The sequence below is a fragment of the Phycisphaerales bacterium AB-hyl4 genome (assembly GCA_041821185.1).
Taxonomy (GTDB): domain Bacteria; phylum Planctomycetota; class Phycisphaerae; order Phycisphaerales; family Phycisphaeraceae; genus Natronomicrosphaera; species Natronomicrosphaera hydrolytica.
Genome location: JBGUBD010000004.1, coordinates 374,043 through 389,357, shown reverse-complemented (window position 1 = coordinate 389,357; position 15,315 = coordinate 374,043). Strand labels below are relative to the sequence as shown.

Below are 15,315 nucleotides of genomic sequence, written 5' to 3'. Positions count from 1 at the left end.
ATGGCGTTAAGGCGACGCGGTCTGTTTGGCGCTGCGATCGCTGAGCACGAGGTCATAGGCGGGCACGAGCCCCTCGAGCGACTTTGTCCACGTGCGATGATCGCGCACCCAGATTTTCGCGGCCTGCGAAAGCCGATCGCGCAACGCGTCGTCATACATCAGCCGTTTGCACTGCCGGGCGAGGTCGTCCACGTTCGCCGGCTCGTACATCAGCCCGGTTTCTTCTTCGCGGACGATCTCGCAAAGCGACGCCAGTCGCGGCATGACCAGCGCCCGCCCAAGGCCCATCGCTTCCAACGGCTTCAACGGCGTCACCAGCTCCGCCACACGCAGCGGCGGGCGCGAGATGACGAACACGTCGATCAACTCGTAGTAACGCTGGATCGAGTCATGCGGTACACGGCCGGTGAAGACGCTGCGGTCGGCGATGCCAAGCTCCTCAGCCAGCTCGCGCAGTTGCGGCAGCTCCGGCCCGTCGCCGACGATCAACAGCGACACGTTTTCGCCTTGCGCGTGCAGCAGGCCGACCGCGCGGACCAGTTCGTCCACGCCTTCGAGCTTCCGCAGGCTGCCGACGTAGCCCAGCGTCGCGCCCGACGCAGGCGTCCGCAGCCAGCGCGCCGACTCGATGAGCGTGTCGCCCGCGTCGGCCGTGTCCTCGGCGGTGTCGTCGCTGGTGAGCATCTGCTCGTCGACCGCGTTGGGCACGACGAACGTCCGCTGCCGATCCACACCCCGGCGGATGACCTCCTCACGCAGTTGCTCGCAGATCGCCACCACCACGTCCGCCCGGCGGATCGCTTCGGTTTCCTTCATTTTCCAGAAGCGATACTTCTTGCTGCCCTCGGTGAAGTTGCCTTGCGCCACGCCGCTTTCTTCCCACAGCCCGCGCACCTCGTAGACCAATGGAATGCCCAGCTTTTTCGCAGCCCGGGCCGCGGGCACACCGCAGCGATAAGGCGAATGCGCGTGTAGTACATGTGGCTTTTCGATTCGCGCCACGCGGATGATCTCACGCTCGAACCGGCGAAGCAGCAGCACTTCCTCCATGCCCATCAGCAAGCTGCCCACCTGGTCCTGCAACCACGCGCGCAGACGGCGGGGCTTCGGCTTCGCGGCGGTCGGCTTGGTCACCGTGGTCCGCGTGGCCGGTTGCTCAACGGCGGGCGAGGCGGGGCTCGGGTTGGCGTTGGACTCGGCAATGTTGGCGTTGCCGATGGAACGGGCGTTACCTTTCGCCGTCGGCAGTTCGTAGCCGGTGGGCAGGCCGACCATCTTGCCGGCCCGCATGCACCGCTGCTTCCACAGACCGCGATTGATCGGCAAACGTACGCGCGCCAGGCGCGGTCGCATGCGCAATCGCAGCCATTTGAACGACAGCAGGTTCATCACAGCGCTGAACAGATAGCGCAGTTGCAGCCGTGTGCGGTAGCAGAAACTGCACGCCGAGTCCGCCCACTCGCGATCGGCCAGGGGCAGGTCGAACGGGTGTGGCACGCGGTGGTACTGCACGCCGTCGATCGCTTCGTCCTGTTGCGAGGCGGGCACGGTCGGATAGAACGGTGAGGTGATCACGGCCGGGTGATATCCCGGCGTCTGACGCTGCTGATTGATGACATATCGACTGCGCATCGTGTACCCGTTGAGGTAAGGCACGCTTACGGCAAGGATGTGCAGCACACGAACTGTATCCGTCGACACGCCGACGTCGGCCCGCTCGACGCCGGGCGATTGCGGTGTCGGCATGGCGACCGGTTCAGTTGTCGCAGACCCCTTAGAAACAGTCAATGACATCGTATCCTTCCTGGCGGCTGACCTTACACCCCTTGCCCCGGCCCGAAACAGATGACCGATAGAGGCGTATCTGCCCGTCTGTCGGTCGGCTGTCGCCCGAACGCACGCGAGGCGGCAGCCACGGCCGGTGGCGGCGAAACTTCAATATACGGCCCCGAGGGGTGGTTTGGATCTTCCCCCAAGGAACCTGCATCTTAACCGGTCCCGGCCCGACAACGCAGGTGTTCAGGGGGAACTGATTCGGAAACTTGACGGCAGCCCGGCCATGCCGACCCATGTCACAACCCCCATCGATCTCGGGCCGGATGCTCCGCATGTGAATCGCATATTGCCCTGTGATTGTCAAATAAGCGTTTTCCCCACTCCGCGGCCTGTCGAATGTCCCGACATCGATCATTCGGTTTCGTCGTCATCCTCCAGCGAGCCCACGAGCGTGCCATCGCCCTTGCTCTTCACACCAAGCACCGCTTCGATCTGCTCACGGTGGGTTTGAGCCCACGTCACGTCACCCAGGCCGACCAGCGCCGCGTCGTCGAGCACCGCCACAACCGTCTCACCCTGTCGGCCGACGTGGTCGACCTTCTCGCCCAAGACCAGCACGGCATGTCGGCTGAGCAATTTGTCAACGACCGCCTCATATTGCTCATTCAAACACGACAACGCCCGCGCCTCGATCCATAGCCAGGCTTTGCCGCGACAGGCCACAATGAGCAACGCCAGCAGCAGGCGGTCCGCTGCGGGCATCTCGCTTTGTATCGCTTCGGTGATCGGCGTGTCCAACGCCGGCAGCGGCAGGTCCGGCTCGGTCGCCGCGAGGCCGCGCTCTTCGAGAAACGCCTGCCAGCCTTGACCGTCATGCTCGCCGGTGATGCCCATCGCTTCGCGCCAGGTATAGCCGACGGGCAGATGCGCGTCTTCGCTCAGGAACGTCGAGCCTGCCAGCAGCGAAGCCAACTCACCTTCGGGCAAACGCGTCAGGCTGCGCGCCAGGCCCACGAGCGTAAAACGATTCAGTGATGTCGTGCAAAGCACCGCGACGCGCGAACCAACGTGCACCTCACATTGTGACATCGACGCTTCAATGCTCGGCGACTCGGGCGTCAACGTCAGCGCGTCAACCGCAGCGGTCGGCGGATGCGGCTGGCCGACGAACTCGACGAAGGTCAGGTATTGATCGACCTGGTGATAGAAGCGATTGACCCCGGCGACGCCGGCCATGAGCGCTTTGAAATGCGTGAGCCCGAAACGCAGCGCCAACAGGTAGACGATCAACGCGCTCCAGCCTGTGCCTTGCATGAGAATGTTGCCGCCTAACACGATCAGAATGAGCACGACCGACACGGCGATAAACACATCGCTGACCAGCTGACTGTTGTGCTGGGCGAGCAGTCGGCCCATGTAGGCGTGCAGGTTGCTTCGCAGAGAGTGATTGTCAAAGCGTTCTTCGATGGTCTGCTGCTTTAAAGGCAGCGACTGATGCTCCGCCTGCGCGAGCAGGTCGCGGTAGGTCAGGGCCGCCTCGCCCGCGGTTTTCTCCCGGGTGAGCGAGTGGTGAGCGCCGCGGATGTTCAGCGGATAATGGATCGCCAGCGAAAGCGTCAGCAAGGCGACGATCAACAGCGACAGCAGCGGGTTGAGGTACAGCAGCAGTGGGGCAATGATCAATAGAACAATCAACGAGGGAATAACGTTGCCCACGAGCATGCGATACACCCGGCCGCATTCGCGTGCGTAGCTTCGAGCCATGGTCAGCAGGTATTTGCGCTTGGAGAGGGTCGGGTTCTTGCCCGGAGGGACAATGTCAGTTCGGCTGGCGAGGGCGATCAGCCGCTTGGAGCAGAACGTTTCATAGCGAAGGCTGGTTTTCAGCGCGCCGCGGTTGGCGAGATAGGTGCACACCGCGGCGGCGACGAGGGCGCACAACGCCAGGCAGCTCAGCAGCAGCAGCAGCGTGAGCGATTCGCGTGGCTGGAACGATCGGCCGACGAATTCCAACGTCTGATTGTTTTCCAGCAGGTGCGCGTAGTAGCCGACGACGCCGAAGGTTGCGACGAAGAACTGGATGCCGCAAAAGCGCATCGCCAGCAGCATCAGCGTTTCGCGCCAGAATCGGCGAAGGCTGTCGCGATAGACCCAGCCGACGATGCGGGCGTATCGGCGGAGTTGCGTGACGAGTTTTTTCGCTGGTGGCAGCATAAGGGCGCTTCCCGCGTCCGCCGGCGGCGGGGCGTCGAACTCAGGTTGAGGCGGTTTTATATGCGAGATCGAGCGGTTGGCCGGGCTCGGCCTGCACGCCGCGCAATCGCGGGAGGTTCAGTTGATGCCGTTGGCCGTCCTGCTGCCATTGCAGATCAAGGCGATGTTCGCTTGGCGACTGGCTTTGCTCCTCGCAAGGCGGTTGTTGCCCGAAGCTGAACAGGGTGGCGAACTCGGCGTGGGGGGCGTTGTCGATGGCGTAGCCGCCGGTCCAGCAGGGGGTGATCTCGTCATCGATTCGCGATATCCAGCCGAGCAGTTCGGGCGCTTCCTGGCCGTGCACAAACGCGAGCGGCTCGGCGGGCAGCAGCGGGCGCATGTGCAGCTGAAGCGGACTGTCGTTCAGCGGAATACGCGGGTGTTCGCCTTCGGCTTGCACAGTCAGCTCGGGGGCGAAGTGAAACCGCTGATGGAAGTCGTGCGGCTTGCGCTTCACATCCCAGAGCACGTCGTAAACGACAAGCCAGAGGCGTGGGCGGTAGTAGAGCACGCGTGTGTGTTGCAGGTTTTTGAAGTGCTCGACGCTGGACTCGATGTAGTGCACCGCGTCGGTCTGGCCGGCGCGTCGCAGCGCGCTGCCGTAGGGCGTGACATCGCGGCGGGGATAGCTTTTGCGGTCAATTTCCACGGCGTTGTGAGCACGCGTGGTTTCGATGTACACCCGACTGGGGTGGGCGTAGTAGAAGCCTTCGGCGCGCAGGGATGAATCTTTCGGGCTTGGATCGCGGTAGCCGAATCGCCCGGCGTCGACGAGCAATTCCTGGTTGTGGTCGTACCAGATAAACGACAGGTCGTCGGCGTGCTTGTGAACGCGCGAGTGAAAGCAGCAGGTCTGGGCGAGGTAGCTGCAGTCGGTGAAGTCGTCCGCATTCGTCGGCCAGCGGTCGCGGATGACGGCGTAGCCGGCTTCGCGGAACACGCGCGTCGTGTCCTGGGGTGGCTGACCTTCGTTGCCTCCGCTGTAAACGAAGCGCAGCGCGGGGTTGTCGATGTGGCTGTAGAGGTCGCGCTTGCGGTTCATGACGTGGTGCGGTGTATCGCCGAACATGGCGATCGCGCCGTTGGGGAGGATGAACCAGGCGAGGGCTTTCTGAATTCGGCTTTCGATGGCCTGAAACGTGGGCTCGGCGAGCAGGCCCGAGCGGACCAGGCCATGAAACGTGTCGTGCACCATGCGGTGATAGTCGGGCGAGTGCTCGCGGTGGACACCTTCGTCGGTGAACTGGGTTTTGATCAGCGCGTGCATGCGCTCGTAGGCTTGCTGCTTTTGCGTCTCCATGCCGGGGAGGACGGCGAGGCGTCGCGCCATGGCGAGCTGGCCGGCGGCGAGGTAGAAGCCGTGGTTGGAGTGCGCGGCGAAGTTGTCGTCGTCGGCCAGCGCTTGCATGTGCAAGACGACGCATTGCATGAGCGTGGCGATCTCCGCGCGGTCGACGCGCTTCTGCCGACAGGCGGCGTCGACGATGTAAGCCAGGCGATAGGCGCGCATGCCGATGGCCATGTCATACCAGGCGAAGCCCGTGTCGCTTTTGGGCGAGCGATACTGGTTCGCCCAGTCCAGGGCGACGTCCAGTGCATAGCGGAGATAGCGGAAGTCTTCGGTATGGTGGTAGGTGGCGAGCACCGGACTGAGCGCGTCCCACGAATGCAGGTGGAAGGCGAGCGAGCGGTGGTCGCCGCAGATTTCATCCCAGGCAATCGGCGGCTGGAGTTTCAGCCGCGGCAGGGTTTTCAGTTGCCAGCCGAGTTCGATGACTTCGTTGGCGTTTTCTTGCGTGTCCGCCGACCAGCGGTCGGTCGAGGCGAAGGCTTCATAGGTCAGCAGCGGCTTTTTTTTCTGGCGTGCGGCGAACTGGCCGGGGGTCATCTGTTCGGAGCCGATGTCGATTTTTTCGTCGGCTCGAAAGGCGCGCTTGATGGCGTCCAGCAGCCGGGGCGCGGCGCGTCGCAGCGCTCGGGCGGGGGTCGGGCCGGGGCCGGCACGCTGGGCGGGGCCTGTAGTCGAATCGGGCATGGATTGCGGCTCCTTGGTCGGACCCATTGGACGCGGGGGCGTCGCGGGGGCGGGTTGGTCTTCGGCCGATTCCGAAGTTTAGCAGATCGGGGTTGGGCAGTTCTGCGATCGGCAGCAGGGCGGACTTTAGATATCCGGTCCGGGGCAGTGGTTACAATAGCTCGGCTGCATGCCACCGTTGGATCATGGCGGCGGATGGACGGGTAAAAGGTGCGAAGATGAGTCGTCGAGTGAAACAGACACGTCGCGGGTTGGAGAGGCGGTGGCGGCTGCTGCACAAGCGCGTCGTGTTTGCTTTGCGCGAGCGTATGAAGGTTCCCAAATGCCTCTGGCTGGTTTGTTGGCATCGCTGGCATCGGCAGGGGCCATGGGCTCGGTCGAGTCGGTTCGTGAAACAATGCCTGCGGATTGTGGAGCAGGCGACGCCGACGCCCGCGGGCGAGCCGTTGCCGCGGGTCAGGCCCGTGGAGGTGGACGGGCAAGGCTACTACCTGCGGATGTACCGATTGTTCAATCATCGCGATCAGCGGCACTGCGCCGCAGCGCTGGAGGGCATGAAGCTGGCGCGAAACACGCCGATCCGCACCGCGACGTTGTGTCATGCGATGTTGCTGTTTCGGCGGGGCAGTTACTACGTGGCAGTGCTGGAAGAAGCGATGGCCGCGGGTAAGGGCAAGTTGCGAACGCCGGAGACCGGTGAGATGCTCGGGCGCGATATTGCGCATTGGCATGAGATCCCCACCCGGTTGAATCCATGGATCAAGGTAGGGCTTGCGCGGACCTATCGACGGAGGCTGGATGTTGAGCCGGTGCACGAACGGCTGCCAGTCGGCTCGATGGAGATGGTCGATCGCGTGCGGGGGTTGCTGGGCGATCCGGACTTTTTCGGGCCGATCGTCACGTCGCATACGGATATTCATTCGTGGAACGTGCTGCTGTTTCCCGAAGGCGGACTAGGGTGGATTGACCTGGAGAGCGTCAACCAGCGGCCGGCGCGATTTGACCTGGCGGTGGCGACATTGCGGATGCTGTGGTTTGATGTGGCGGCGGTGGATCGTTTTGAGCAGGCGTACTTTGCGATTCGGCCCGGCGAATGGGATGGCTGGCGGAAGTATCGCCTGGACTGGTATCTGCTGATCAGCGTGCTGAAGGGGTATCGTCGCCTGTGCGGGCCGGGGCCGGCGGGGCGGGATGAGCATGCCGTGGAAATATGGGTGCAGCAGGGTGTCCCGGCGATGGCGCGGGGGCTCGCTGCGATGCAGATGCAGGAACGTGGGCAGCCGACGTCGGAGATGGTGCGTGAGCTACTCGATCGCGCCGAAGCGATGCTGGCGGACGACCCGCGTTTCGCCAACTGGCGTGAACATAAGCGGCGCGTGGAGGCCGGCACGCCACCCCACGACGATGTTTTTGAAATGTTGCGGGGTTGATTGAAGCTGGCAGCGCCCGTCGTCGTTGGCATTGACGAACTTTAAATGAATGGACAGGTTGCATCGCGTATGAACATCGCTTTCGCTCACGAATGGCTCGTCGGGTACGCCGGCTCGGAGCGCGTGCTCGCGGCGATGGCGAGCGAGTTCCCGCAAGCGCCCATCTTCACACTCGTGCACGACCCGGCCAAGCTGGCGGACACGCCGTTGGCCGGGCGGGACATCACCACGTCGTTCATTCAACGGTTGCCCGGCGCGACGCGGAAGCATCAGCGCTACCTGCCGTTGATGCCGTTGGCCATCGAGCAACTGGACCTGCGCGGGCATGAAGTGGTGGTGTCGTCGAGTCATGCCGTGGCCAAGGGCGTGCTCACGCGAGCCGACCAGTTGCATATCAGCTACATGCACACGCCGATCCGCTATGCGTGGGACCTGTATCACGATTACCTCGAACACAGCGGCCTGACGCGCGGCGTGCGGGGTGCGCTGGCCCGACTTTTCCTGCACTACATCCGCACGTGGGACGCGGCGAGCGCCAACCGCGTCGACGTCTACTGGGCGAACTCGCATTACGTCGCCCGCCGAATCTGGAAGACGTATCGGCGGGAGGCGGCGGTGCTGTACCCGCCCGTCGCGGTCGACCGGTTCCGTGCCGACGGGCAGCGCGACGACTTTTACCTCACGGCGTCACGGCTTGTACCTTACAAGCGGGTGGACCTGATCGTGGAAGCGTTCACGCAATCGGGTCGGCCGTTGGTGGTGATCGGCGACGGGTCGGAGCGGGGTCGGCTCATCCAATCGGCCGGGGCTAACGTAACCTTTATAGGCGAGCAGCCTCACGCATCGCTGGTCGACCACATGCAGCGTTGCCGGGCGTTCGTGTATGCCGCGGACGAAGACTTCGGCATTACGCCCGTCGAGGCTCAGGCGGCCGGTGCGCCGGTGATCGCCTGGGGGCATGGTGGCGTGTGCGAAACGGTCGTACACGGCGAAACAGGGGTTTTGTACCCGCATCAGACGTCGGCGTCGCTGAATGAGGCGGTTTCGGCGTTCGAAGAGGGGCGATTCGTGCTGGAAGCAGAGGTGATTCGTCAGCAGGCTCAACGGTTCGACGCCGAGACATTTCGCAGGCGATATCGGGCATTGCTCGACGCCAGCCTGGCCACATTCAGGCAGGCCGGGCCCGCCGAAGCCACGCGAGCGACGGCGGCGGCAGAGTAGAAATGTAGTCAACCGTGGCTGGCTTGCGCCCGAGGCGCTTGATACAGTGCAAACGGCTGCGGAGGGACCAGAAGGGGGAATTCATCGGCAATCGGGGGGCGTACGCGCCCGGCATGATTGTGCGCCGGCGGCCGATGAACCGGGGGCGGGCTCGGGGGCGGTATATTCCATGGCCGACCAAAGGTCGGCCAATGAGGGATTCAACTTGTTCGCAAGCAGGACAACCACCTCCGGGTTGGAAAACGCATGAGAGCGACGTGGCTTCAACCGGAACTGATTGATGTAGGTCGGCCTGCGTCATTGCGCGTGGTCCACCCGACCCGCCGCGGGGCGATTACTGCGAGTACTCGGCCGTGGCTGACGATCGGCGTGCTTGTGCTGTCCGACCTGCTGCTGGTGACGCTGGCGTGGTCGACGGCGGTGCTGGGGCGCTGGTGGCTTGGCGGGGCGTACGAGCTTTCGTTTTATGCCAGCTTCTGGCCGGTGCTTGGCGTGTTCGTGCTCGCCTACGCGGTGGGTCGGCTGTACCCGTCGATTCCGCTCGTGCCGGTGGAAGAGCTCCGCCGGGTGAGCGTGATCACAACGCTGGTCTACCTGTCGCTGGTCGCGGGTACGTTTTTAATCAAAGACGCGGAGGCCTTCTCGCGAGCGGTCGTGCTCGTGAGCTGGGTGCTCACGCTCGTGCTCGTCCCGGTGGGGCGGGTGGCGCTTCGCGCCTGCCTCGCTCGCCAGCGGTGGTGGGGCACGTCGGTCGTGGTGGTGGGCAACACGGCGATGGGTCGGCGGACGGTGGAGATGCTGCTGTCGCATCCGGAGATCGGTCTGAAGCCGATCGCGGTGATCTCGCGCGAGCGCGAACAGAAGGGCCACGTGCATGGCGTGCCCGTGATCGGCGGGCTCGGCAGAGCGCCCCGCCTCGCGCGCCGCGAAGGGGTGACCCATGCGATCCTCACCACGTCGGACACGGAATCGCAAGCGTTCGAGCGGTTGTTGCAGAAGCTCAGCCGATCGTTTCGACACCTGATTTTCGTCCCGCAATTGACGGGGCTCGCGAGCCTGGGCGTCAGCAGCATGGACTTCGGCGGCACGCTCGCGCTGGAAGTGCGTCATCGCCTGCTCGATTCGGGTCGGCAGACGATCAAACGGCTGCTGGATCTGATGCTGGTGCTGATTTCGCTGCCGGTGGTGTTGCCGATGGTGGTGGTCATTGCCTGGCTGATTCGCCGCGACTCGCCGGGGCCGGCGTTGTTCAGCCAGGAGCGGGTCGGCCGGGGCGGTCGGCCGTTCATGGCGTGGAAATTCCGGTCGATGGTTGTTGATGCCGACGAGAAGCTCGCCGAGGCGTTGGGCGACGATCCGAAGACGCGCGAGCAGTGGCGCTCACTTCGCAAGATCAAGGACGACCCGCGCGTGACGCGCGTTGGCGCGATCCTGCGAAAGACCAGCCTTGATGAGTTGCCGCAACTGTGGAACGTGGTCAAGGGTGAGATGAGCCTTGTCGGGCCGCGGCCGATCATCCGCGAGGAAACGCTGCGGTACGAGCAGTTTTACCCGCTGTACAAGCGCGTTCGGCCGGGGCTCACGGGCTTGTGGCAAGTGTCCGGCCGAAGCGATGTCGACTTTCGCCAACGCGTTTACATCGACGCGTACTACGTCCGCAACTGGTCGGTCTGGCTGGACTTTTACGTCCTGCTGCGCACCATCCGCACGGTGCTGGGCTGCCGCGGCGCGTATTGATCGCCGGCCGGGGCAGTCAGGGGCGGCGTTGTGAGTGGCCTTCAATTTGCGTCTTCACCTGCTTGAACCGTCGAGGTGAAGCCGTATTACACGTCGTCGTTGTTGCTGTTGAGGATGACGCGGATTTTTTCGATGGGGTAGAACGTGCCGCCGTTTTTCATGCCGGGGCAGCCGCTGGCCGACTGTCGCCAGGCAGTGGGCGATTGAAGGTTGCTGGGCCAGAACGGCCAGGTCCGGCATTGCACCGGGCGGACGGGGTAGATGGTGCACAGGGCCTTGCCTTCGGCGTCACGACGGAGGAAGACGCAGTCGAACCGGCCCTGGCGGGGCACTTCCTCCAGCGTCCACTTGCCATATTCGCGCCGGGCGAAGCGGCGGCGGAATTCGTCGACCGACAGTTTCAGATGCTCGGCGATGGCCCGGCCTTCCTCAGCGGTGAACCAGACGTAGCCCTCCGGCCCGGTGCAGCAGTTGCCGCATTGCGTGCATTCAAAGCTCAATCCGTCGGCGTACCATTCCTGCTTGCTCATAGCCCCCTATTGTAGTGTTCGGCCGAGCCTGTGGCTGATCGAGACAGGCCCATCGCATCTGAATTGCGTACGGCTGTCCCCATGTTGCCCTGCCATGGTTGTCGTCCATGCTGCGGCAGGGCAAGCCCTGCCCTATGGTCTGCGTCTTGGCGTACTGAGCGATGAGGTGCGCTGGCGTGGGGCTTGGGCGAACATCTGTTAGGATTGTTAGAATCCCGCCATTCCGTTTTGGAAGGCCGAGCTTGGGGGAGGCGGGGTCGCGGTCTCTAATCCGTTCTGAAAGTTGCTTGAAGACGATCCGATGAACCACACCTTCGGACAGGTATTGACCATGGCCATGGCCGTGGTGGGCGGGCTCGGCATCTTCATGCTTGGCATGAAGTACATGTCTGAGGGCATGCAGGCCGTGGCGGGCAACTCGCTTCGCCGCATGATTTCGATGGTCACGGAGAATCGTCTGCTGGCCACCGGCACGGGCACGACGGTGACGCTGCTGGTCCAGTCGTCGACGATTTCCACGGTGATCATGGTCGGCCTGGTCAACGCCGGCCTGATGAAGCTGCACCAGGCGGTGGGCTTCATCATGGGCGCGAACATCGGCACGACCATCACCGGCTGGGTGCTCATCCTCCAGATCGGACGCTACGGGCTGCCGATCCTCGGCGTGGCGGCGCTGGTCTATATCTTCTGCAAACGCGATCGCCTCCGATTTATCGCCATGGCCATCATGGGCCTGGGCATGATCTTCTTCGGCCTGGAGTTGATGAAAGAAGGCGTCGAGCCGCTGCGCGAGATGGAGCAGGTGCGAGAGCTGATCCAACGGCTGGCGGTGGACAACTACGCCGGCATCCTGCTTTGCATCGCGCTGGGCTGCCTGCTGACGTTCATCGTGCAAAGCTCCAGTGCGGCGCTTGCGATTCTGATTGCCGCCGCCGCGACGGGGCTCGTGCCGTTTCCGATCGCCGCGGCGTTTATTCTCGGTGAGAACATCGGCACGACGATCACCGTGCTGATCGCCACACTGGGTGCGAACCGCAACGCGAAGCGGGCGGCGTATGCACACGTATTGTTCAACGTCATTGGCGTGAGCTGGATGCTGCTGGCGTTCCCGTTCTTCGTACTCGGTGTGGCCGGGGCGGTCGAATGGGTGCACGGGGTGGACCCGATGACCATGGACATCGCCGACTTTGAGAACCCGGCGCAGTACGGCCTGGTGATCACGGCCGCGATCGCGGTGATGCACACCAGCTTCAACATTACGAACACGCTGCTGTTTCTGCCGTTTGTCCGCAGCTTTGCCCGGCTGTTGGAGCGCGTCGTCCCCGAGCCTCGGGCGAAGGAAGTGGCGCACCTGAAGCATCTGGACGCCAAGACGGTGGACGCGCCGGGCCTGGCGTTGGAGCAAAGCCGTGGCGAGGTCGTGCAGATGGGCCGGGGCACGGTGAAGATGATGGACTGGATTCGCCAGCTCGCCTTCAACGGGCCGATGGACGAGCAGATGGTGCAGAAGACGATGCATCGTGAAGAGGTGCTGGACAACATCGAAACGGAGATTGTGGCGTTTGTGACCGACGTGCTGGACGCGAACCTGCCGCACAGCGTCGCGGAGGAAGGCCGTGTGCAGCTGCGGATGGCCCACGAATACGAGTCGATCAGCGACGCGCTTGCCAGCGTGCTTAAGTGTTTCCTGAAGCTGCGTGAGTTGAAGCTGGAGCTTTCCGCGGCTCACTTGCGCGAGCTGCGCGACCTGCACGACGAGGTGGCCACCTTCCTCGGCAAGGTGACCGACGCGTACGACCACCGCAAGGTCTTCTCCCATCGCGAAGCGGAGACGATCAGTTCCGACATCACCCGGCAGGTGAAAGACTCGCGCGAGCGATATCTGCAACTCATGACCGACTCGCAGATCGACGCTCGGCTGAGCATGACGTACACGACGCTGCTGACGAACTATCGTCGCATCAAGGAGCACACGCTCAACGCCCACGAAGCGATGGCGGGTACGAAGGCTCACCATCGCGATTGAGGCTTGCGGCCTTCCAATCAACGTTTGTCGAGGTTGTCGATCCGCGGGTTCCCGCGGCTTCAAGCTGCCCCACGCGCTCCCGGGGCCATGCTTTCCCCTCCTGTCCACCAGCGTGATGCGAGGTTTGAACCGGCTCTCTATGCGCGCGGGGGTGTGGAAAACCGCATAAATATTGGGGTAAAAATGGGGTCGTAGTTGAAAATTACAGTAAATACCGCCAGAATTGCGATAGACGATGCACAGGCATCGTTTGTGGCCGGTGAAAATCGGGTCGCAAACTGTATGAAGCCTTCGTTCGGAGTCCGAAACCTTTAGGAGAATCGCACCATGGCAAAGACTGCAACCAAGACCGCCAAGCCGCCGACCAAGAGCCAGATTCACGCCGAGCTTGCCGAGAAGACCGGCCTGGCGAAGAAGGATGTGGCGTCGGTGTTCGACGAACTCGAAGCGCTGATCGCGAAGAACCTCAAGCCGCGTGGTCCGCAGGCGTTCACCGTGCCCGGTCTGATGAAGATCGTGGTCAACAAGAAGCCGGCGACGAAGGCCCGCGAAGGCCGTAACCCCGCGACCGGCGAGCCGATGATGTTCAAGGCGAAGCCGGCCCGCAAGGTCGTGAAGGTTCGTCCGTTGAAGAACCTCAAGGAAATGATCTGAGTCGGCCTGCAACGGCCGACGGATCGACCGGGAAGCCGGCAATCCGGAGGTAATCCGGGAGGCCGGGGGAACCGGGGGTCGGGGGAATTTTGTGAGCCGGATGGATCCGGCTCGCCGCGTCCGTAAGCGGGGGCCCACCTCAGCCAAGACGCATACGATTGATTGATATTCCGAACGAAGGCGAAAGCCCCTGGCCAGCTCCGAAGCCAGGGGTTTTTCTATGCGCGGGCAGCAGGTCGGCCGCGTGTTGCACGGCGGATTGTTACAATTCCCGGTTGGCAACGAGTGTCCACGAACCGAGTACCACCATGAACCGCACCGCTTCCCCCACTGACAGCACGCCCGTCACGCAAGCGATCATCGATCGGCACGATCAGTACATGTCGATCAACTACGGCCGCTGGCCGATCGCCATGGTGCGCGGTGAGGGGACGACGCTCTACGACGCGGACGGCAAGCAATACCTCGACCTCTTCGCAGGCTTCGGCGGGCCGCTGCTCGGACACTGCCACCCCGACCTGGTCGAGGCGGTGACGCAGCAGGCGAAGCAGTTGTGGTTTGTGGGCAACCTGTTTCACACCGAGCCGCAGACCCTGCTGGCCGAGCGGATCGCGAAGCATGGCTTCGGTGGACGGTCGTTCTTCTGCCACAGCGGCGCTGACGCCAACGAGGCGGCGATCAAGGTCGCCAGGCTTTATGGCGGCGCGAACCCGGGCAAGAGTGGGGCGCGGTTCAAGGTGATTACCGCGCATCGCAGTTTCCACGGCCGAACGTTCGGGGCAATGGCGGCTACGGCGCAGGAGCGCGTGTACAAAGGCTTCGAGCCCAACGTGCCCGGCTTCACACACGTGCCGTACAACGATCTCAACGCGATCGAACAGGCGATCGACGACCACACGGTCGCGATCATGCTCGAACCGATCCAGGGCGAAGGCGGCGTCAACCTGCCCGACGCGGGCTACTGGCCCGGCCTGCGAAAACTGTGCGACAAGCACGAACTCCTGCTTATCGCCGACGAAGTATGGACCGGCTGCGGGCGGACGGGCAAGTGGTTCGGGCATCAGCACTGGGACGTCAAGCCGGACGTGATGACGCTGGCCAAGGGCGTCGGCGGAGGCCTGCCGGTGGGCGTGACCTGCATGGCCGACAAGGCGGCGGAGCTGTTCGACCATCGCAAGCACGGCGGCGTCGCGCACGCGACCACGCTCGGCGGCAACCTGCTGTCCATGGCGGTGGCGGCACGCATCTTCGACGTCATCGAACGCGACAACCTGCTCGCCCACGCGACGCAGCTTGGCGAGCATGCCATCGCACGCCTGCAAAAGCTGGCAGACGCACTGCCCACCGTCAAGCAGGTGCGAGGCAAGGGACTGTTCGTCGGCCTCGAACTCGACCCGGCGGCGGAGGGCGCACGGTTTGAGACGTCGCGCGATGTGGTCAATCAATGCTTGCAACGTGGCGTTCTGGTCAACGCGGCGCAGACGAATGTGCTGCGCATCGCCCCGGCGTTGACGATCGAGCGTGATGCACTGGATCGCGGACTGGATGTCATCGCGGAGGTGCTTGGCGGATGAGACTGGGAATTTCGAATTTCGAATTTCGGATTTCGGATTTGAAAGCCCATCGGCCAGGGGTATCGGTCCGCCAACGCGG

10 protein-coding genes are annotated in these 15,315 nt (G+C 63.5%); 6 read left to right on the top strand and 4 right to left on the bottom strand.

The window, feature by feature from the left end; translation table 11 throughout:
• Nucleotides 1–6 precede the first annotated feature (6 nt).
• The 3 genes from ACERK3_08240 to ACERK3_08230 all read right to left on the bottom strand — a co-directional run bounded on the left by ACERK3_08240 (nt 7) and on the right by ACERK3_08230 (nt 6,064).
• Entirely contained in the window at nt 7–1,746 is a 1,740-nt protein-coding gene (locus ACERK3_08240; GenBank protein ID MFA9478283.1) for a glycosyltransferase, read from the bottom strand.
• A gap of 441 nt (nt 1,747–2,187) precedes the next feature.
• Complete coding sequence (locus ACERK3_08235; GenBank protein MFA9478282.1) at nt 2,188–3,990, bottom strand: hypothetical protein; 1,803 nt, start codon at nt 3,988–3,990, stop codon at nt 2,188–2,190.
• Nucleotides 3,991–4,030: 40 nt separating this feature from the next.
• On the bottom strand, nt 4,031–6,064 hold the full coding sequence (locus ACERK3_08230; GenBank protein ID MFA9478281.1) for a heparinase II/III family protein: 2,034 nt from the start codon (nt 6,062–6,064) through the stop codon (nt 4,031–4,033).
• 218 nt (nt 6,065–6,282) lie between these two features.
• Here ACERK3_08230 and ACERK3_08225 point away from each other — a divergent pair, with 218 nt between their 5' ends.
• The 3 genes from ACERK3_08225 (at nt 6,283) to wbaP (ending at nt 10,452) form a co-directional block, all read left to right on the top strand.
• Nucleotides 6,283–7,494, top strand: coding sequence for a phosphotransferase (locus ACERK3_08225; protein ID MFA9478280.1), 1,212 nt, complete (start codon nt 6,283–6,285; stop codon nt 7,492–7,494).
• A gap of 45 nt (nt 7,495–7,539) precedes the next feature.
• Nucleotides 7,540–8,715: a glycosyltransferase gene (locus ACERK3_08220; GenBank protein ID MFA9478279.1), complete on the top strand. Its 1,176-nt coding sequence runs from the start codon at nt 7,540–7,542 to the stop codon at nt 8,713–8,715.
• A gap of 246 nt (nt 8,716–8,961) precedes the next feature.
• A complete protein-coding gene (gene wbaP / locus ACERK3_08215; protein MFA9478278.1) occupies nt 8,962–10,452 on the top strand; it encodes an undecaprenyl-phosphate galactose phosphotransferase WbaP in 1,491 nt (496 codons plus the stop codon).
• 86 nt (nt 10,453–10,538) lie between these two features.
• Here the strand turns inward: wbaP and ACERK3_08210 are convergent, their stop codons facing one another.
• Nucleotides 10,539–10,982, bottom strand: a complete 444-nt coding sequence (locus ACERK3_08210; protein ID MFA9478277.1) for a YkgJ family cysteine cluster protein — start codon at nt 10,980–10,982, stop codon at nt 10,539–10,541.
• 301 nt (nt 10,983–11,283) lie between these two features.
• Between ACERK3_08210 and ACERK3_08205 the strand changes: the two genes are divergently transcribed.
• From ACERK3_08205 to ACERK3_08195, 3 genes are all read left to right on the top strand, one after another.
• The gene (locus tag ACERK3_08205; protein MFA9478276.1) at nt 11,284–13,008 is read left to right on the top strand and encodes a Na/Pi cotransporter family protein; all 1,725 of its coding nucleotides are present in this window, start codon (nt 11,284–11,286) and stop codon (nt 13,006–13,008) included.
• Between the two features lie 327 nt (nt 13,009–13,335).
• A complete protein-coding gene (locus ACERK3_08200) occupies nt 13,336–13,662 on the top strand; it encodes an HU family DNA-binding protein (protein ID MFA9478275.1) in 327 nt (108 codons plus the stop codon).
• Between the two features lie 308 nt (nt 13,663–13,970).
• Nucleotides 13,971–15,236: an aspartate aminotransferase family protein gene (locus ACERK3_08195; GenBank protein MFA9478274.1), complete on the top strand. Its 1,266-nt coding sequence runs from the start codon at nt 13,971–13,973 to the stop codon at nt 15,234–15,236.
• Nucleotides 15,237–15,315 lie beyond the last annotated feature (79 nt).